12 protein-coding genes and 1 tRNA gene are annotated in these 18,802 nt (G+C 66.4%); 6 read left to right on the top strand and 7 right to left on the bottom strand.

All coding sequences use genetic code 11. The annotated features are described in order from the left end of the window. Positions 1-454: 454 nt before the first annotated feature. A tRNA-Glu gene (locus tag L286_RS45835) sits at positions 455-530 on the bottom strand. A 121-nt stretch (positions 531-651) separates the two neighbouring features. Next, on the bottom strand, positions 652-2,418 hold the full coding sequence (recJ, locus tag L286_RS45830; RefSeq protein WP_020817950.1) for a single-stranded-DNA-specific exonuclease RecJ: 1,767 nt from the start codon (positions 2,416-2,418) through the stop codon (positions 652-654). A gap of 136 nt (positions 2,419-2,554) precedes the next feature. Between recJ and L286_RS45825 the strand changes: the two genes are divergently transcribed. Beyond that, the gene (locus L286_RS45825; protein ID WP_025160566.1) at positions 2,555-4,648 is read left to right on the top strand and encodes an autotransporter assembly complex protein TamA; all 2,094 of its coding nucleotides are present in this window, start codon (positions 2,555-2,557) and stop codon (positions 4,646-4,648) included. After that, complete coding sequence (locus tag L286_RS45820) at positions 4,648-8,850, top strand: translocation/assembly module TamB domain-containing protein (protein ID WP_020817952.1); 4,203 nt, start codon at positions 4,648-4,650, stop codon at positions 8,848-8,850. Before L286_RS45825 ends, L286_RS45820 begins: the two co-directional genes overlap by 1 nt. 36 nt (positions 8,851-8,886) lie before the next feature. Here the strand turns inward: L286_RS45820 and L286_RS45815 are convergent, their stop codons facing one another. The 4 genes from L286_RS45815 to L286_RS45800 form a co-directional block, all read right to left on the bottom strand. After that, the gene (locus tag L286_RS45815) at positions 8,887-10,293 is read right to left on the bottom strand and encodes a methyl-accepting chemotaxis protein (protein ID WP_021224021.1); all 1,407 of its coding nucleotides are present in this window, start codon (positions 10,291-10,293) and stop codon (positions 8,887-8,889) included. Between the two features lie 123 nt (positions 10,294-10,416). Then, the gene (locus L286_RS45810) at positions 10,417-11,313 is read right to left on the bottom strand and encodes a DMT family transporter (RefSeq protein ID WP_020817954.1); all 897 of its coding nucleotides are present in this window, start codon (positions 11,311-11,313) and stop codon (positions 10,417-10,419) included. After that, positions 11,310-11,717 carry an endonuclease domain-containing protein gene (locus L286_RS45805; protein WP_020817955.1) on the bottom strand — a complete coding sequence of 136 codons (408 nt, stop codon included), beginning with the start codon at positions 11,715-11,717 and terminating at the stop codon, positions 11,310-11,312. The genes L286_RS45810 and L286_RS45805 overlap by 4 nt, the downstream gene beginning before the upstream one ends. 73 nt (positions 11,718-11,790) lie before the next feature. Further along, entirely contained in the window at positions 11,791-13,311 is a 1,521-nt protein-coding gene (locus tag L286_RS45800) for a fumarate hydratase (protein ID WP_020817956.1), read from the bottom strand. 129 nt (positions 13,312-13,440) lie between these two features. Between L286_RS45800 and L286_RS45795 the strand changes: the two genes are divergently transcribed. Beyond that, positions 13,441-13,956 (top strand): hypothetical protein, encoded by a 516-nt coding sequence (locus L286_RS45795; protein WP_020817957.1) that lies wholly within the window; start codon positions 13,441-13,443, stop codon positions 13,954-13,956. 185 nt (positions 13,957-14,141) lie between these two features. Here L286_RS45795 and L286_RS45790 read toward each other — a convergent pair whose 3' ends face one another. Continuing rightward, entirely contained in the window at positions 14,142-14,786 is a 645-nt protein-coding gene (locus L286_RS45790) for a glutathione S-transferase family protein (RefSeq protein WP_020817958.1), read from the bottom strand. 503 nt (positions 14,787-15,289) lie between these two features. Here L286_RS45790 and L286_RS45785 point away from each other — a divergent pair. The 3 genes from L286_RS45785 to L286_RS45775 are packed head-to-tail and all read left to right on the top strand — an operon-like array spanning position 15,290 to position 18,799. Beyond that, positions 15,290-17,260 carry a ribonucleoside-diphosphate reductase subunit alpha gene (locus tag L286_RS45785; RefSeq protein WP_007687958.1) on the top strand — a complete coding sequence of 657 codons (1,971 nt, stop codon included), beginning with the start codon at positions 15,290-15,292 and terminating at the stop codon, positions 17,258-17,260. Between the two features lie 22 nt (positions 17,261-17,282). Beyond that, on the top strand, positions 17,283-17,738 hold the full coding sequence (locus tag L286_RS45780) for an endonuclease domain-containing protein (RefSeq protein WP_020817959.1): 456 nt from the start codon (positions 17,283-17,285) through the stop codon (positions 17,736-17,738). A gap of 5 nt (positions 17,739-17,743) precedes the next feature. Further along, on the top strand, positions 17,744-18,799 hold the full coding sequence (locus L286_RS45775; protein WP_020817960.1) for a ribonucleotide-diphosphate reductase subunit beta: 1,056 nt from the start codon (positions 17,744-17,746) through the stop codon (positions 18,797-18,799). Positions 18,800-18,802: the final 3 nt, after the last annotated feature.

The raw sequence follows: 18,802 nt of genomic DNA, 5'->3' as shown, positions 1-18,802 counted from the left end.
CTGCAAGGGTAAAGGCTGCTTTCCCGCGTCGCCTGCCGCAGACCGATCATTCTGGTGTCGGACCCACCATAGGGGCGCCGACATTGCTTTTGTGGAGTGATGCCGATCCGATAAGCCCTGCGGCGTTTGGCGAACGGCTATCTGCTTTGCTTCCGAACTCCCGCCGTCGCATTTTCCCGGCGTCGACCACGACTTGGCCCAAACGCACGCCGCCGCTGTAGCGGTCGAGGTCAAACGCCATCTGACGGGAGATTCATCGGCGGTCCGGCCTGCTGATTGAGCAGCAGAACGTGGGGCCATCTGAATGGAAATTTTTTCGGAGCAGGGCTAAATCAGTCCCGTTATGTTCCGAACCATACCATCAGACCCCACGGAAAATGTGGGAACGCCTGTGGTATCGGATTTCGTGATTTATAAAATTATCACGCAAAATCAATGCGATAAATCGCTTGACTGGTGACCCCTACGGGAATCGAACCCGTGTTTCAGCCGTGAAAGGGCCGCGTCCTAGACCGCTAGACGAAGGGGCCACAAGCAGGTTCGCCTGGGCGTCGCTGCGAAGCGAGGCGGGCATTAGGCGGTGGCTCCGGAACGGTCAACCCCCTTTTCGTCCTGAAAATGACGCGGGGCATAAAATAGCCGATCCTCCCCTCAATCGGCCCAGGCGGCGTCCTCCAGATGCAGTTCGGCGGCGGGGCGCGGGCCCCAATCGTCGATCTTCGCCCGGCCCGCGATCCACAGACGCCGGTCGCGGGGCGCGCCCAATATCGCCTGGCCCAGGTCGGATTCCGCCTGGCGGAAGGCGATGGTCTTGATCGACCGGCCGTCATCGCCCGCCATGATGGCGCGCAGATGGCCGTTGCCCACGACATCGGCCTTGATGACCCGCATCGGCCCGGAGGCGATCAGCGGCGCGGGCCAGCCCGCGCCATAGGGGCCGCCGGCGTCGATCGCGGCGACGAAATCCGGATTGACCCCAGCAGGCGCCAGCACCGCGTCGATCAGCAGGGCGCGGTCGTCCCGTGCCTTCGCAACCGCGCCGGAAAGCCGTTCGTCCAGGAAATCGGCCAGCGCATCGACCTTGTCCGCCGCGACCGTCAGGCCCGCCGCCATGGCGTGGCCGCCGCCCGCGACAAGCAGGCCGCTATCCTTCGCCGCCAGCACCGCCGCGCCCAGATCGACACCGGAAATGGAGCGGCCCGACCCCTTGCCGGTGCCGTCCCCATCGATGGCGACGACGATGGCGGGGCGGCCCGCCTTCTCCTTGATGCGCCCCGCGACGATGCCGATCACGCCCGGATGCCAGCCCGCGCCGGACACCAGCGCCACCGCCCGGTTGCCCTGCGCGGCCAGCAGTTCCTCCGCCTCCGCCTGCACGGCCGCTTCGATGGCCCGGCGTTCCTCGTTCAGCAGGTCGAGTTCCTGCGCGATCTGCGCGGCCTCCGCCGGGTCTTCGGTGGTGAGCAGCCGGACGCCCAGATCCGCCTTCCCAACGCGCCCGCCCGCATTGATGCGCGGGCCCAGCGCGAAGCCCAGGTCGTGGCAGAGCGGCGCCCGCGTCAGGCGGCTGGCGTCGATCAGGGCGGAAAGGCCGATATTGCGGCGCTTCGCCATGACCTTCAGCCCCTGCGCCACGAAGGCGCGGTTCAGCCCCTTCAACTGGGCCACGTCCGCCACGGTGCCCAGCGCGACGATGTCGAGCAGGTCCATCAGCGGCGGCTCCGTCCGTTGCGCGAACCAGTTGCGTTTGCGCAGCGCCCGGATCAGCGCCGCGCCCAGCAGGAAGGCGACGCCCACCGCCGCCAGATGGCCGTGGGCGGCCGCTTCCTCCGCCTCATCCAGGCGATTGGGATTCACCAGCGCCAGCGCTTCGGGCAGAGCGGCGGCGCATTTATGATGGTCGACCACCACCACATCGACGCCCGCCGCCTTGGCCTGCGCCAGCGCGTCGAACGCCTGCGCGCCGCAATCGACCGTGACGATCAGGGTCGCGCCCTCGCCCGCCAGCCGCACCAGCGCTTCGCCCGACGGGCCGTAACCCTCCATCAGCCGGTCGGGGATATAGGGCCGGGCCGCCAGCCCCAGGTCGCGCAGCAGGCGGATCAGCAGCGCCGCGCTGGTCGCGCCGTCCACGTCATAATCGCCGAAGATGCGCACATCCTCCCCCCGCGCCACCGCGTCGGCCAGCCGTTCGGCGGCGGCGTCCATGTCGCGGAACAGGCTGGGATCGGGCATAAAATGGCGGATGGTGGGATTGCGGTGCGCCTCCACCGCGTCGCGGGGACAGCCCCGCGCCAGCAGCAGTTGCGTCACCAGATCGTCCGGCCGATAGCCCGGATCGCGCCCGTCCGCGTTGCCCCCGCGCCACCGCCAGGGCTGGCCGAGGATCGAACGGGTGACGTTGAGCGCGATGGTCATGCCGCCGGTCTAGACTGGATGGGATTTGGAGGGAAGCGCCCCCTTCATGACGCGGGCGGAACCTTGGCAACCCGCTGCGCGTATTGGCTGTTCCCGCCCTCCATGGGCGAAGGGCAAGAGGGGCAAAGCGGTTTCCATGGGTTCAAGGCAGAAGCGGGTCCGGCGAGCCTTGGGTCTGACGATGATGGCGACCTTTCCCCTCCCCCTGACGGCGCAGACGCCTCCGCCGCCGCAACAGCAGGAAGAACCGATCCTGCCCGATAGCGAGTTCGAGGCGCGCCTGCCCAAGGCGGGAGAAGCCCCAGCGGACCCCGGCGCGCCGCTGCCCTCGATCGACGAGTGGATCGACCGGCAGTTGCCGCCCGCCGAAGCCGCCGGGCAACTGCCCCCTGCGGTCGAGCCGCAGGAGGAGCGCGAACTGGCCCAGCCGCTGCCCCCGCTCGACAGCGTGCGGGTGCCGGCGCAGGTCGCCACCGACAGCAACCCCGATGCGAAGACCCAGGCGGTCCGCTATTCGGTGGCGGTGGAGGGGTTCGGCAGGACCGGGCTGGAGCCGGCGTTCCGCGACTCCTCCGCCCTGATCGACGGCGGCGGCAAGGCCGACACGGCGGCGATGGTGCAGGCCCGCGCCCATGAGGATGAGGCGCTGGCCGTGCGGCTGCTCTATTCGGAGGGCTATTATGACGCGACCGCGCTCGCCTCGCTGGATCAGGCGGGCGACGGGGCGTTGAAGGCCGTCCTCTCGGTCACGCCGGGCAAGCGCTACAGGATCGGGGACATCGTCATCAACGCCGGGCCGACCGTGCCGCCCGGCCTGGTCCGCGACAGCCTGCCGCTCAAGACGGGCGACCATATCGTCGCGGCGGCGGTCGAGGGGGCGGAGGCCAATGTCGGCGTCAGGTTGCCGGAAAACGGCTATCCCTTCGCCAAGGTCGGGCAACGGGACATATTGCTCGATCCCGCGACGGCGACGGGGGACTATAGGCTGCCGGTGGAGACCGGGCCGCGCGGGTCGTTCCGGGGGATCACCACCACGGGCGAGAAGCAGGCCTTCGGCGCGGACCATATGAAGGTCATCAGCCGCTTCAAGCCGGGCGAGCTTTACGACAGCCGCAAGGTGGACGACCTGCGCCGGGCGCTGGTGGCGACGGGGCTGTTTTCCAGCATTTCGGTCGATCCGGTGCGCACCAATGAGCCCGGCCCGGAAGACACCGAATATGTCGACCTGAACGTCGCGCAGGAGGCGGGCAAGCCGCGCACGCTGGCGGGCGAACTGGGCTATGGCACGGGGCAGGGTTTCCGCGCCGAGGGGACATGGACGCACCGCAATCTCTTCCCGCCGGAAGGCGCGGTGATCGCCAGCGTCATCGCGGGCACGCAGGAACAGGGCGCGTCGGGCACGTTCCGCCGGTCCAATGCGGGCAAGCGGGACAAGACCTTCCAGACGGGCATTGCGGTCAACCACCAGAATTACGACGCCTATGAGGCCTATACGCTGGGGCTGAACATCGGCTGGTCGCGCCAGTCGACGCCGATCTTCCAGAAGCGCTGGACCTACAGCTATGGGGCGGAGGTGCTGCTGACCAACGAGCAGGTGGTGGTCGATCCGGCGAGGGCGGACAAGACGCGGCGGACCTATTTCATCGGCGGCCTGCCGGTGCAGGTCGGCTATGATCGGTCCAACGACCTGCTGAACCCGACAAAAGGCTTCCGCGCCAATCTGCGCGCCGAGCCGGAGGGGTCTTTGCAGGGCAGCTTCTCGCCCTATTTGCGGGCGACCTTCGACCTCACCGGCTATTATCCGCTGTCGGACAGCCTGGTGGTCGCCGGGCGCGCGCGTGTCGGCACGATCAGCGGAGTCAAGCGTGACGATGTCGCCCCATCCCGCCGCATCTATGCGGGCGGCGGCGGGTCGGTGCGCGGCTATGGCTATCAGGAACTGGGGCCGAAGGACGCGAACAACGATCCCATCGGCGGCCGGTCCGTCAATGAATTCGCGGTCGAGGGCCGCTATCGCTTCGGCGATTATGGCGTTGTCGCCTTCGTCGATGCGGGGCAGGTCTATGAAAGCTCCATGCCGCAATTTTCGAACATCCGCTACGGTGTGGGCGTCGGTGGGCGTTTCTACACCAATTTCGGTCCCTTCCGCGCCGACATCGCCATGCCGATCAACCGGCAGCCGGGCGAATCCAAATTCGCGCTCTATATCGGCATAGGGCAGGCCTTCTGATGGCTGAGGAAACCGTCATCCTTCGCGAAAAGCGCCCGCTCTGGCAGAAGGTCGCGCTGGGCGTCGTCGGCCTTGTCGTCGCGCTGCTGGCGCTGACGGCGGGCCTGCTGCTGTTCCTCGACACCCAGCCGGGCAAGAAATTCCTCATCCGCCAGATCGCCGCGCTGAAGCTGGAATCCGGCATGGCCATCGAGGTCGGGCGGATCGACGGATCGATCTACAGCGACATGACGATCCGCAATCTGGTGCTGCGCGATCCCAAGGGCATTTTCGCGGTCAGCCCGGAAGTGCATGTGGTGTGGAGTCCCTTCCGCTACATCGACAACCATATTTCGGTGCGGCTGCTGGAAAGCCCGCTGGTTGTTCTGGCGCGCAGCCCGCGGTTCAACATTACCAAGACCGATCCCAACGCCCCGATCCTGCCGGACCTGGACATCGACGTCGACCGGCTGAAGATCGCCCGGTTCCTCGTCGCCAAGCCGGTCATAGGTCAAAAACGCGAGATCGCCATCGACGGCGTGACCCATATCGCCGACGGCCGCGCCATATTGTCCGCCGATGCGGTGGTCGACAGCGGCGACCGCTTGCAGGCCAATCTCGACGCCGTGCCCGCGCAGAACCGCCTGGCCATGAAGGGCAGGCTGACCGCGCCCAAAGGCGGGGTGATCGCGGCGATGAGCGGTCTGACCGACGGCTTCACCGCGACGCTGGACGGGCGGGGGACATGGCAGGCGTGGAACGGGCGGCTGATCGCCATGTCGGGCAAGGGCGAGCTGGCGAACATCGCGCTCGCCGCCCGCGACGGCAATTTCACGGCAAAAGGACCGCTGCGGCCGGGTCTGGTCTTCGCCGGGACGGTCGACCGGCTGACGACGCCCGCGCTCGACGTCGACCTGTTCGCGGGGATGAACGAGCGGCGGGTGAACCTCAAAGGCTCGCTGAAGTCCCCCGCCGTCGCCGCCACCGCGCAGGGGCTGGTCGACCTTGGCCAAAGCCGGTTCGGCGCGCTCCGGATCGATGCCGCCCTGCTTGCCCCCGGCGCGATCATGGAGAAGGTGAAGGGCCGCGACGTGCGCGCCTCCGTCATTCTCGACGGGCCGATGGCGACGCCCTTCATCGACTATGACATCACCGCCAGGCAGATCGCCTTCGACGCCACCGGCATCGAGAATCTGAAGGCCAGCGGGCGCGCCGTGATCGACGCCGACCGCATCCGCATTCCGGTCAGCGCCACCGCCAGCCGCGTCACCGGCCTCAACGCGGCGGCGGGCGGGCTGCTCAACAATCTGCGGGTGAAGGGCGACTTCGCCTATGCCGCGGGGAAGCTGATCAGCGACAATCTGAAGATCGACAGCGACCGGGTGGACGCCACCGCCATCGTGCTGGCGGACATGGACAACGCCGTCTATCGCGGCGCGCTGAAGGGCCGGGTCAATGATTACAGGATCGACGGCGTCGGCATCGTCAACCTGCAGACCGATGTGAAGCTGGTGCCGGGGCCGAGGGGCGGATTCGGCCTGTCCGGCCGCTTCGGCGTGCGCACGGCGCGGTGGGAGAACGCCTCCGTCCGCGACTTTCTGGGCGGCAATGCCGTCGCGTCCGGCAGCATCGGCATGACGCCGGAGGGCAAGTTCACCCTCAGCGGCCTGAAGGGCGCGGCCCCCGAATTCCGCATCCACAGCGGTTCCGGCAGCTATGATACGGACGGCCGGATCGCCTTCGACGCCAGGGCAACGTCCAACCGATACGGCCCGCTGGCGCTGACCGTGCGCGGCACGATGGAGCGGCCCAATGCGGTGCTGCGCGCCGCCCGGCCCAATGTCGGGGTGCAGCTTCACGACGTCGTGGCGAAACTGAACGGCGAGGCGGCGGGCTATCGGCTGGAAGCCGCGGGCGGGTCCGCCTATGGCCCCTTCTTCGCCAATGTGCTGATCCGCACCTCTAAGGGGCCGCTGACCATCGACATAGCGAAGGCGCGTTTCGCCGGAATCGACATGAACGGCCGCGTGCAGCAGAGCGCCGCCGGTCCCTTCACCGGGCAGCTTGCCATGAACGGTTCCGGCGTCACGGGCGCGGTCCGGCTGACGGCGGTGGGCAAGGTGCAGGGCGCGCAGTTGAACGCCACCGCCAGCAATGCCAAGCTGCCGGGCGAGGCGGACGTGGTGATCGGCAGGGCGCTGATCACCGCGAACATGGTGCTGGCCAAACAGCCGCAGATCAGCGCCGACGTGCAGATGGCGAACGCCGCCTATGGGGACTATGTGGTGCGCAAGGCGCGCGGGCGGATCGACTATCGCGGCGGGCGCGGGCGGGCGCAACTGGTCGCTGACGGTTCGACCGGCGTGCCCTTCTCCATCGCCATGAACGCTGCGCTGCGTCCGACGCTCTATGCCGTCGCGCTGGAGGGACGGGCGAGCAACATTCCCTTCCGCTTCGCCCGGCCTGCTATCATCCGGATCGAACAGGCGGGCTATCGGCTGGAACCCGCGACGCTGGTGCTGCCGCAGGGGCGGGTGGACCTGGCCGGGCGCTTCGGCCGGCAGACGGCGATGCAGGCGCGGTTCAAGGATTTCGACCTCGCCATCGTCAACATGGCCTCGCCGGGGCTGGGCATTGGCGGGAAGGCGACCGGCACGCTGGATTTCGCGCAGAATGGTTCGGCTTTCCCGACCGCGACCACGCGGCTGGCGATTGCGGATTTCCGCCGATCCAGCCTGACCGCCGTGTCCGATCCCGTGTCCATGGCGGTCGAGGGCAAGCTGTCGCGGGCGGGCGGCGACATGCGCGGCCTCATCCGGCGCGGCAATGCGACGCTGGGCCGCTTCGTCGCGACGCTGGCGCCGCCGGGACCGGGGGCAAGTTGGGCGCAGCAATTGCAATCCGCGCCCTTGGGGGGCGGCATCCGCTATGCCGGGCCGGCCGATGTGCTGTTCTCCTTCGCCGGGCTGGCGGATCAACAATTAACCGGGCCGATCGCCGTCGCGGCGGATTTCGGCGGGCGGCTGGGCGCGCCGCGGCTCAACGGCCTCGTCCGCGCCAATGCGCTGACCTATGAGAATGAGACCTTCGGCACGCGGGTCACGCAGATGCGGCTGGACGGGCGCTTCACCAACGACCGGCTCGACCTGCGCGATTTTTCCGGGCGGGCGGGCGAAGGCACGGTGCAGGCGAGCGGCACGGTGGGGCTGGCGGCGGAAAGCGGCTATCCGATGAACATCGCCGTGAGGCTGAACCGCGCCCGCCTCGCCCGCAGCGAAGCGATCACCAGCGTGGTCAGCGGCACGCTGGCCATCACCAACAGCCCGGCCGATGGCGGCCTGATCAGGGGCGACCTGTCGCTTCCCGAAACCCGCTACCGCGTCGCCTGGCAGGGGGGCAGCGACATCCGCCAGTTGACCGGCGTGCGCCGCAAGGGCGAAGGGACCGACCTGCTGGACCAGCGCGTGGCGGCGCGGCAGGCAGCGGCGCGGCAGGCAGCCGCCCGGCCCGCTCCCTGGAAGCTGGACGTGCGCATCCGCGCCGATAATGAGATCTACGTGACCGGCATGGGCCTCGATTCCGAATGGAAGACGAACATGCGCGTGACCGGCACGGCGAGCGATCCCCGCATTGTCGGCAAGATCGAGGTTATCCGGGGCCGCTACAGCTTCTCCGGCCATCAGTTCAATCTGGAGCAGGGCGTCATCAGCTTCAACGGGCCGATGATGAACCCGACGCTGGCGATCCGCGCCGAAACCAAGATCAGCGACGTGACGGCGGGCATAGCGGTCGGCGGCACGGCGCAGCGGCCGGACATCGCCTTCGTCTCCACGCCGACGCTGCCGCAGGACGAGATATTGGCGCGCATCCTGTTCGGCGACAATGTGGCGAACCTGTCCGCGACCCAGGCGATCCAGTTGGCGGCGGCGCTCAACGGGCTGCGCGGGGGCGGCGGCGGGCTGAACCCCATGGGCAAGCTGCAAAATGCGTCGGGCGTCGACCGGATCGGCATCGTCGGCGGCGACGAGGCGACCGGGCGGGGCACGTCGCTGGCGGTCGGGCAGCATATCTCCAATAATATCTATGTGGAGGTGATCACCGACCCCAAGGGCTTCACCGCGACGCAGCTCGAAATTTCCCTGTCGAGGACGCTCAGCCTGCTGTCGAAGACGGGGACCAATGCGGGATCGTCCGCCAATCTGCGCTATTCGAAGGATTATTGACGCCTTTGAACATGGCTCCAGGGCGGCCGGGAAATCTTACCCGTCCTGGTCCTGATAGGCCATCTGCAAAATTCCCCAATGTCGGCCGCGCACGTGGATGGAGGCGATGACCTGCTTCAGCAGGATGACCTCGCCCACCGCGTTCAGCCGCCGATAGGCCTTGATGCAGAAGGGCTGGGTGATGCGGCACTGTTCCCGCGTGTCGGGATAATCGAAGATCAGCCCCTGGCGCGAATATTCGAAATTCCAGTCGTCGTCGCCCGGCCGCTGCGGATACGACCGTTCCGGCATGGCGACCGCGCCGAAGCTGTTGCGGTCGGTGAAGGTCATGCCGAACAGCCCCGGAAAGGCGCGCGCCCGTTCCTGCTGCGCCCGCGCCGCCGGGATCAGCACCGGCTGCACCGGGTGGCTATATTGCGCCGGCTGCGTGCCGGGGATCGGCATATAGGTTTCGCTGAACAATTCGCCTTCCGTCAGCCGGCCTTCCGCCAGGGCCAGTTCCAGCGCGTCGCTCACCGTGCGGGCCGCGTCCAGGCAGAAGTCGATATAGGGCGTGTCGGCGATCTCGACGCCGCTTTCCGCCACCAGTTGCAGCAGCCGGTTGGTGTCGTCGCTGGCGGTGGAGATGCGGCCGGACAGCCTTTGCAGGCCGCCGGCATTGTCGGTCGATGTGCTCGCCAGCGCCGCCAGCCCGCCGCGAATCTCGCCCGCCGATCCGACGATGGAGGCGATGCGTTCGGCGACGGTTTCGCTGTTGCTGGAGAGGTCCGCCATCAGCGCGCCCAGCCGTTCGACCAGCAGTTCGATGTTCTTGGTGTCGTTGAGCGCGGTGCGCGCCGTTTCCGCGCCGTGGACGATGCCCTCCAGCATCTTGCCCGCCTCGCCGGTCAGGGCGCCGATCGACTGGTCGATGGTCTGGGTGGCGGTCGCGGTTTCCTGCGCCAGTTTCTTGACCTCCGCCGCCACGACGGCGAAGCCGCGCCCGGCGTCGCCCGCCCGCGCCGCCTCTATGGTGGCGTTCAGCGCCAGCAAATTGGTCTGGCTGGCGATGCCGCTGATGACGCTGGTCACATGGGCGACGGTCTTCAGCGCCTCGCGAAAGCCGTCGAGCTGGGCGTGGACGCTGCTCACCCGTTCGATCAGGTCGACGAAATTGCCGTTGGCGTCCGACAATTGGCGCCCGGAATCCTGGATGATGCAGCGGGCCGCCACGGCCTTTTCGCGCGCGTCCTGCCCCGCCAGCGCCACGCTTTCGCCGTCGCGGGAAAGCTGCGCCGCCGCGCCGCTGATCGCCTCTATGGTGCGGGCCTGGTTGGTGACGCGATCCGCCAGTTCGCTGATGTCCGCCTGCAGGTCGAGCGTGCGGATGCCCAGGTCGCCCGACAACTCGGCCACCTTCTTCACCGCCTGTTCGACGTTCCGGTTTCTTGCCTGGCTTTCCACGCAATCCGGGCTATCGGACGTTGGTAAAATATCCGTTAGCGATGCGGCGGGCCGTTGGCCGAACTCACTCCGTTCGTCCTGAGCAGCATCGAGCGAAGTGGAAATGGCGCATCGAAGGGCTGGTTAAAGCGCCCCCATCAAGGCCAGCACCACCCCGCCCACCACCAGCATCAGCCCCAAGACCTCGCTGCGCGCCATCCGCTCGCCTAGGTAGAAATGGCCGAAGCCCAAAGTGAAGACGACCTCCACCTGTCCGACGATCCGCACCAGCGCGACCGGCGCGGTGGCGAAGCCGGTGAACCAGCAGGCCGAACCCAGCGCGGACAGCAGCCCCACCTGCCCCGAAACCCGCCAGCCGCGCAGCACCCGGCGCATCTGCTCCGGCTCCCGCAGCAGCAGATAGCCGCCCTGCATCGCCGCCTGCATCGCGACCGTCGCCGCCAGCACGATCAGCGCCGCCAGCACCGGATCGCCGCCGCCCGCCATCTGCGTCGCCCGCCGGACGGCGATGGCGGTCAGCGCGAAGAAGAAACCCGAAGCGATCCCGCACAGCGCCGCCGGCTGCCCCAGCGAACGGAGGAAGCCCGCCCGCTTTCCCCCGGCGGACAGCAGCATGACGCCCATCACCCCGCAACCGATCCCCGCCCATGTCAGCGGATGCAGCCGCTCCCCCATCAGCAGGAAGGACAATATGGCCCCCTGGACCGCCTCCGTCTTGGAATAGGCGGTGCCGACGACGAAATTGCGATGGGCGAAGGCCATGATCAGCAAATTGGTCGCAATGATCTGCGCCAACCCGCCCCCCAGGCAGAACAGCAGGAAAGAAGCATCGGGAACGGGCCACGGCCCGCCAAAAACCAGCCGATACCCACCCAGCAACATCAGCGCGAAAGGCAGTCCATAAAGATAGCGCACCACCCCGGCCGCATTGACCGACAGATCATGACTGACCCGCCGCTGCACCGCCGTCCGCCAGGCCTGCGCCACCCCCGCCAACAAAGCCGCCGGAAGCCAAATCACTTATTCCTCCCCATCGAAAGATGGGGAGGGGGACCAGCCGCAGGCTGGTGGAGGGGAAATGCGCGACATTCGTGCAGAATGTGCACCGTCACGGCTTCAAACTCCCGAAACACGTCGGCAGCCCTGATCCGCAAGACCCGAACCCCCTGCGCGCCCAGCCACTCATCCCGCCGCGTATCCTGCGCAATCCGCTCGGCATGATCATGAAAGCCCCCGTCGACCTCCACCCCCAGCCGCGCCGACGCACAATAAAAATCCAGCACATACGGCCCGACCGGATGCTGCCGCCGGAACTTCAACCCCTCGGGCCGCTCCCGCAGCCATTGCCAGAGCCTGATCTCCGGCGGCGTCAGGGCGCGGCGCAATCCCCGCGCCTGCGCCACCGTCTTCCTCTTGGGAGGCATCGCGCCAATTCCCCTCCACCAGCCTTCGGCTGGTCCCCCTCCCCATCTACCGATGGGGAGGATCAAGAAAGCCTCACGCCTTTTCGAGAAGACCTTCCTTCCGGATCTTCTCCTGCCACACCAGCGGGGCGAGCCGGTGGACATTCTGCCCTTCGCTGTCGACGGCGACGGTCACGGGCATGTCCTGCACCTCGAACTCGTAGATCGCCTCCATGCCCAGATCCTCGAAGCCGACCACCTTGGCCGCCTTGATCGCCCGCGCCACCAGATAGGCCGCGCCGCCGACCGCCATCAGATAGGCGCTCTTATGCCTAGCGATGGAATCGGTCGCCGCAGGCCCGCGCTCCGCCTTGCCGACGCACGCCGCCAGGCCCTGCTCCAGCATCATGTCCATGAACTTGTCCATGCGCGTGGCGGTGGTCGGCCCGGCCGGACCCACCACTTCGTCGCGCACCGGATCGACCGGGCCGACATAATAGATGACGCGGCCCTTGAAATCGACCGGCAGCTCCTCGCCCCGCGCCAGCATGTCCTGAATCCGCTTGTGCGCCGCGTCGCGCCCGGTCAGCATCTTGCCGTTCAGCAGCAGCCGGTCGCCATGCTTCCAGCTTTGCACCACTTCCGGCGTCAGCTTGTCCAAGTCGACCCGGATCGCCTCCTTGCTCGGCTTCCAGTCCACCTGCGGCCATTCCGAAATCTTCGGCGCCTCCAGATAGGCCGGGCCCGACCCGTCCAGCGTGAAATGCGCATGGCGCGTCGCGGCGCAGTTGGGGATCATCGCCACCGGCTTGCCCGCCGCATGGCAGGGATAGTCGTAGATCTTGACGTCCAGGATGGTCGAAAGCCCGCCCAGCCCCTGCGCGCCGATGCCCAGCGCGTTGACCTTGTCGAAAATCTCGATGCGCAGCTTCTCGATGTCGTTCTGCGGCCCGCGCGCCTTCAATTCGCCCATGTCGATGGGCTCCATCAGCGATTCCTTGGCCAGCGCCACCGCCTTTTCCGCCGTGCCGCCGATGCCGATGCCCAGCATGCCGGGCGGGCACCAGCCCGCGCCCATCTGCGGGATCATCTCCAGCACCCAGTCGACGATGGAATCGCTGGGGTTCATCATCTTGAACTTGGTCTTGTTCTCCGACCCGCCGCCCTTGGCCGCGACGTCGACGATCACCTTGTTGCCCGGCACCATCTCGACATTCAGCACGCAGGGCGTGTTGTCCTTCGTATTGACGCGGCTGAACGCCGGGTCTTTCAGGATCGAGGCGCGCAGCCGGTTTTCGGGGTTGAGGTAAGCGCGGCGCACGCCCTCGTCGATCACCTCCTGCATGGAACGGCTGTTGTCGTCCAGGCGGCAGTCCATGCCCCATTTGACGAAGACGTTGACGATGCCGGTATCCTGGCAGATCGGGCGGTGCCCCTCGGCGCACATGCGGCTGTTGGTCAGGATCTGGGCGATGGCGTCCTTCGCCGCCGGATTGGCCTCCGCCTCATAGGCTTTGCCCAATGCGCGGATATAATCCATCGGATGATAGTAGCTGATGAACTGGAGCGCGTCGGCCACGCTCTCGATCAGATCGGCGGTTTTGATGACGGTCATCTACCCTGGTCCCTAATCTAAAGGCCCGCCCGGCGCGGCAGGTCCATGCAGGGGAGCGGCTAGTAGGGAATCGCGCGCGAGTCCAGTGGCGGGAGGGAGCCGGGCGCCCGCCCCAGGCGTTTCCCGGCCATGCCCCGCGCGCTCAAGACCTATCGCACCGCCATCGGCTTCCACGACGCCTATGTCGCCGCGCCCAGCCAGAAGGCGGCGCTGGAGGCCTGGGGCGCCGACGCCAATCTGTTCGCCCGCGGCGTGGCGGAGGTCGTGACCGATCCCGCGCTGACCGCCGAGCCGCTCGCCCATCCCGGCAAGGTCATCAAGCGGCCCCGCGGTTCCATGGCGGAGCATCTCGCGGCTTTGCCGGCGGAAAAGCCCGCAGGCTCCGGGAAAGCGACGGCGCGCAAGGCGGCGAAGCCCGAACCCCGCCCCGATCGCGCGCCGCTGGACGAGGCGGAGGAAGCGCTGGCGGCGCTCGACCGGCGGCAGGAAGCGGAAAGCCGGCGGCTGGCCCGCCGCGAAGCCGCCCTCCGGCGCGAGCGGCAGGAACTGGAACAACGACATGGGGCCGAAAGGCGCCGACTGGAAAAAGCCCGCGATACGGCCGCCGGGCGCTATGAACGCGCGCTCAAGGCGTGGAAGGGCTGAGGCCCGACCCGCGGACCCCCATGGGCTGAATCCCCACACGTCCTAGGGTGTGTGGGGATTCAGTTCAGGGCGCGGCGAAAATAGTGGAATTCGAGAACCGGCGCGGAGCGTACTTCAGTACGTGAGCACCGGAAGCGCAGAAAGCCGCTATTTGCAGCCCGCCATGGGCTGAATCCCCACACGCCCTAATCCGCGAAGGGAAACATGGGCCACCACGGCTCCTTTTCCCGCAGCACCCGCGCGAAGCTCTCCCGCGCCTCCAGCCGTTCCAGATAGGCGCGCAGTGCCGGAAAGCCGCCCCGCATCGGCTCGATCTTGTCGGCATAGAACAGGGCCGGCGCCGCCGCGCAATCGGCCAGGGTGAAATCGTCCCCCGCCGCCCAGCGCCGTCCCGCCATCCGCGCCTCCAGCAGCGCATAGGCCTTGCCCAGCATCCGCCGCGCTTCCCCCACGCCGTGGGAATCGCGGGCGACGCCCTGGGGCCGGATCTTCTCGGCGACGATCGCCTGCATCGGCGTCATCACATAGATGTCGAACAGCCGGTCCATCAGCCGAACCTCCAGCGCCGCGTCGGCATCTTCGGGAATCGGCCGGAAGGGCCCCGGACGATGCCGTCCCAGATATTCTATGATGATGCTGGTTTCCGCGACCGTCCTGTCCCGCGTCTCGTCCCGCAGCACCGGGAACTTCCCCAGCGGCCACAGCGCCAGCCACGCCTCCGCCACGGCCGGGTCGTCCAGCATGCGCGGCTCGAACGGGGTGCCGTTCTCGTAAAGGGCGATCAGCACCTTCCAACTGCAGGAGGAGAGGGGGTGGTAATAGAGAATCATGTCGGCTCCTCTCGTCTCTCGTCGCCCATGGCTCGTGCCGCTCCGTTCCCCCCTATCTGTCATGCATTCGTCGCGAAACGCCATGGGTGGAATCGCCCGGCCCAGCAATTGCGTGGCAAGCCAAATTTATTTTCCGGGCCAAATTGTCCCCCTTGCCTTTTGCAAAGCCAAGGAAAGTCCGTGCGTCGCTGCGCTGCGCCGTGCCGCAACGTCGACGAAACGAGTCTCAGCGTCGATGAGTTGAGTCTCCGAACCGTCATTTACCCCCTTGAAAGGAAATGAAGCTGTGGCACTATCCCTTGTATCGGGTTAACGGGGGTTACCCAACAGATTGTGATCGAACCAACCGGGCCGCTTCCCGGAGGGAGGCTGTTTTTGCCCTTGCGATCGCGCCTGCTGGCCCCATCTCCGTGCCTGACCGGGTCGATAATGCTATATTCGTTCGGCCCGGCCGGCAGCGGCTTGACCGAATCGAACGAAACAGGAACATTCGGGAGCTGGTCATGGATTTTCGAGACAGCGAACAGGTGAGTGCAAGCGACGTGGCAACCGTGATTGACGAAGTGGTCGAAACCGTGGCGGACAAGAAGAAGGCTCCCGTTCCCGCCGAGGGGGCGCTGGTCGATGGGGCGCCTGCGCCCAAGGCCGACCCGACGCCGGATTCCTCCACCGTGCTGGAGCGCCGCTTCCATGTCGTGACCGACGCCAGCCGCGACGCGCTGCTGACCGATTTCGGCAAGGACACGTTGCAGGACCGCTATCTGCTGCCCGGCGAATCCTATCAGGATCTGTTCGCCCGCGTCGCCGCCGCCTATGCCGACGACGCCGACCATGCCCAGCGCGTCTACGATTATATCTCGCGCCTCTGGTTCATGCCCGCCACGCCCGTCCTGTCGAACGGCGGCACCGGGCGCGGCCTGCCGATCAGTTGCTATCTCAACAGCGTGGACGACAGCCTGGAAGGCATCGTCAACACCTGGAACGAGAATGTCTGGCTCGCCAGCCGGGGCGGCGGCATCGGCACCTATTGGGGCAATGTGCGCGGCATCGGGGAGCCGGTGGGCCTGAACGGCAAGACCAGCGGCATCATCCCCTTCGTCCGCGTGATGGACAGCCTTACCCTCGCGATCAGCCAGGGTAGCCTGCGCCGGGGTTCGGCCGCCTGCTATCTCGACATCTCCCATCCGGAGATCGAGGAGTTCCTGGAAATCCGCAAGACCAGCGGCGACTTCAACCGCAAGGCGCTGAACCTGCACCATGGCGTGCTGCTGACCGACGAATTCATGGAGGCGGTGCGCGACGGCAAGGAATTCGCGCTGCGCAGCCCGAAGGACCAGTCGGTGCGCGGCAGCGTCAACGCCCGCGCCCTGTTCCAGAAGCTGGTGGAGGTCCGCCTCGCCACCGGCGAACCCTATATCGTCTTCAACGACACTGTGAACCGCACGATGCCCAAGCATCACCGCGATCTGGGGCTCAAGGTGTCGACCTCCAACCTCTGTTCCGAAATCACTTTGCCGACGGGTCGCGACCATATCGGCAATGACCGCACGGCCGTCTGCTGTCTTTCCTCCCTCAACCTGGAAACCTGGGACGAGTGGAAGGATGACAGGCAGTTTGTCGAGGATGTCATGCGCTTCCTCGACAATGTGCTGCAGGACTATATCGACCGCGCGCCGCCGGAAATGGCGCGGGCGAAATATAGTGCGAGCCGTGAACGGTCGGTGGGCCTGGGGGTCATGGGGTTCCACTCCTTCCTCCAGGCCCGCGGACTTCCCTTCGAAGGCGCGATGGCCAAATCGTGGAACCTGCGCATCTTCAAGCATATCAACGAGAAGGTGAACGAAGCCTCGATGCAGCTCGCGGTCGAGCGCGGTCCGTGCCCGGACGCCGCCGACATGGGCGTGATGGAGCGTTTCTCCTGCAAGATGGCGATCGCGCCGACCGCGTCGATCAGCATCATCTGCGGCGGCGCGTCGGCCTGCATCGAACCGATCCCGGCGAACATCTACACCCACAAGACGCTGTCCGGCAGCTTCGCGGTGAAGAATCCGTACCTCGAAAAGCTGCTGGTGGCGAAGGCCAAGGACAGCACGGCGGTGTGGAACTCGATCCTGGAAAAGGGCGGCAGCGTCCAGCATCTCGACTTCCTGAGCCAGGAGGAAAAGGACGTCTTCAAGACCAGTTTCGAGATCGACCAGCGCTGGCTGCTCGAACTGGCCGCCGACCGCACGCCCTATATCGACCAGGCGCAGTCGCTCAACCTCTTCATCCCCGCCGACGTGGAGAAATGGGATCTCCTCATGCTCCATTATCGGGCGTGGGAACTGGGCATCAAGTCGCTCTATTATCTCCGCTCCAAATCGGTCCAGCGCGCCGGCTTCGCGGGCGGCGTGGAAGCAGACAACACCATCGACGCCCCCAAATTCGAAATCGGCGAGACCACCGACTATGACGAGTGCCTCGCCTGCCAGTGATCCAAGAATCTCCTCTCCCCTTGTGGGAGAGGAAGGGGCCCGCGCGGCAAAGCCGCGTGGGAAGGTGAGGGGTAAGGCCCCAAACCCGACGATCGCCCGCGCGAGAGAACTGCGCCGCAATGCAACCGACGCCGAGAAACGCCTCTGGACTCTCCTCCGCGAAAAGTTGCCGAGCGCCAGGTTCCGCCGCCAGGTTCCCATCGGCCCCTATTTCGCGGACTTCGCCTCTCACGCCGCCCGCCTGATCATCGAACTGGACGGCGGCCAGCATGACGAGGCGGCAGACGCGCCCCGCACGGCCTTTCTCCAACAGGAAGGCTATCGCGTGATCCGCTTCTGGAACCATGATGTGATGCAAAATCCCGAAGGCGCGCTGGCAAGGATAGCGATCTTCACCCCTCACCCTCCCATCGCTGACGCGATGGGCCCCTCCCTCTCCCACAAGGGGAGAGGGTCTGGTATAAAATCCTCGGAGTAACCACCATGCCCCTTCTTCAAGCCAGCAAGGTCTACAAGCCCTTCGAATATCCCTGGGCCTATGAGTTCTGGAAGCGCCAGCAGCAGCTTCACTGGCTGCCGGAGGAAGTGCCGCTGGGCGAGGATTGTCGCGACTGGGCGCAGAAGCTCAGCGACCATGAACGCAACCTGCTGACGCAGATCTTCCGCTTCTTCACCCAGGCGGACGTGGAGGTGCAGGACTGCTACCACGAAAAATATGGCCGCGTGTTCAAGCCGACCGAAATCAAGATGATGCTGACCGCCTTCAGCAACATGGAAACGGTCCACATCGCCGCCTATTCGCACCTGCTCGACACCATCGGCATGCCGGAAAGCGAATATAGCGCCTTCATGCAATATAAGGAGATGAAGGACAAACACGACTATCTCCAGCAGTTCGGCGTCGACACGGACGAGGACATCGCCAAGACGCTGGCCATGTTCGGCGGCTTCACCGAGGGGCTGCAGCTTTTCGCCAGCTTCGCGATGCTGATGAACTTCCCGCGCTTCAACAAGATGAAGGGCATGGGCCAGATCGTTAGCTGGTCGGTCCGCGACGAGACGCTGCACTGCGAAGGCATCGTCCGCCTGTTCCACGCCTTCGTGAAGGAACGCGACTGCCTGACTGTGTCGGTCAAGGACGACATCATGGACATGTGCCAGAAGACCGTCCGCATCGAGGACGCCTTCGTCGACCTGGTCTTCGAAATGGGCCCGGTGCCCGGCATGACGCCCAAGGACATCAAGAAATATGTCCGCTACATCGCCGACTGGCGCCTGGGGCAACTGGGCCTGAAACCCATCTACATGATCGACGAACACCCCCTCCCCTGGCTGACCCCGCTGCTGAACGGCGTGGAGCACGCCAATTTCTTCGAAACCCGCGCCACCGAATATTCGAAGGCGGCGACGCGCGGCCAGTGGAACGATGTGTGGGACGCGTTCGACCGCCGCGCCAAGCTGAAAGGCGGCGAAGCAGCCAACGCGGATGAAGCGGGCGATCCGGATATGTTCAAGGCGGCGGGCATCGCGGCGGAGTGAGTG

It is taken from the genome of Sphingobium sp. HDIP04 (assembly GCF_000445085.1).
Classification (GTDB): Bacteria; Pseudomonadota; Alphaproteobacteria; order Sphingomonadales; family Sphingomonadaceae; genus Sphingobium; species Sphingobium indicum.
The sequence above is the reverse complement of the archived record's forward strand: the minus strand, read 5'-3'. Positions and strand labels throughout refer to the sequence as shown.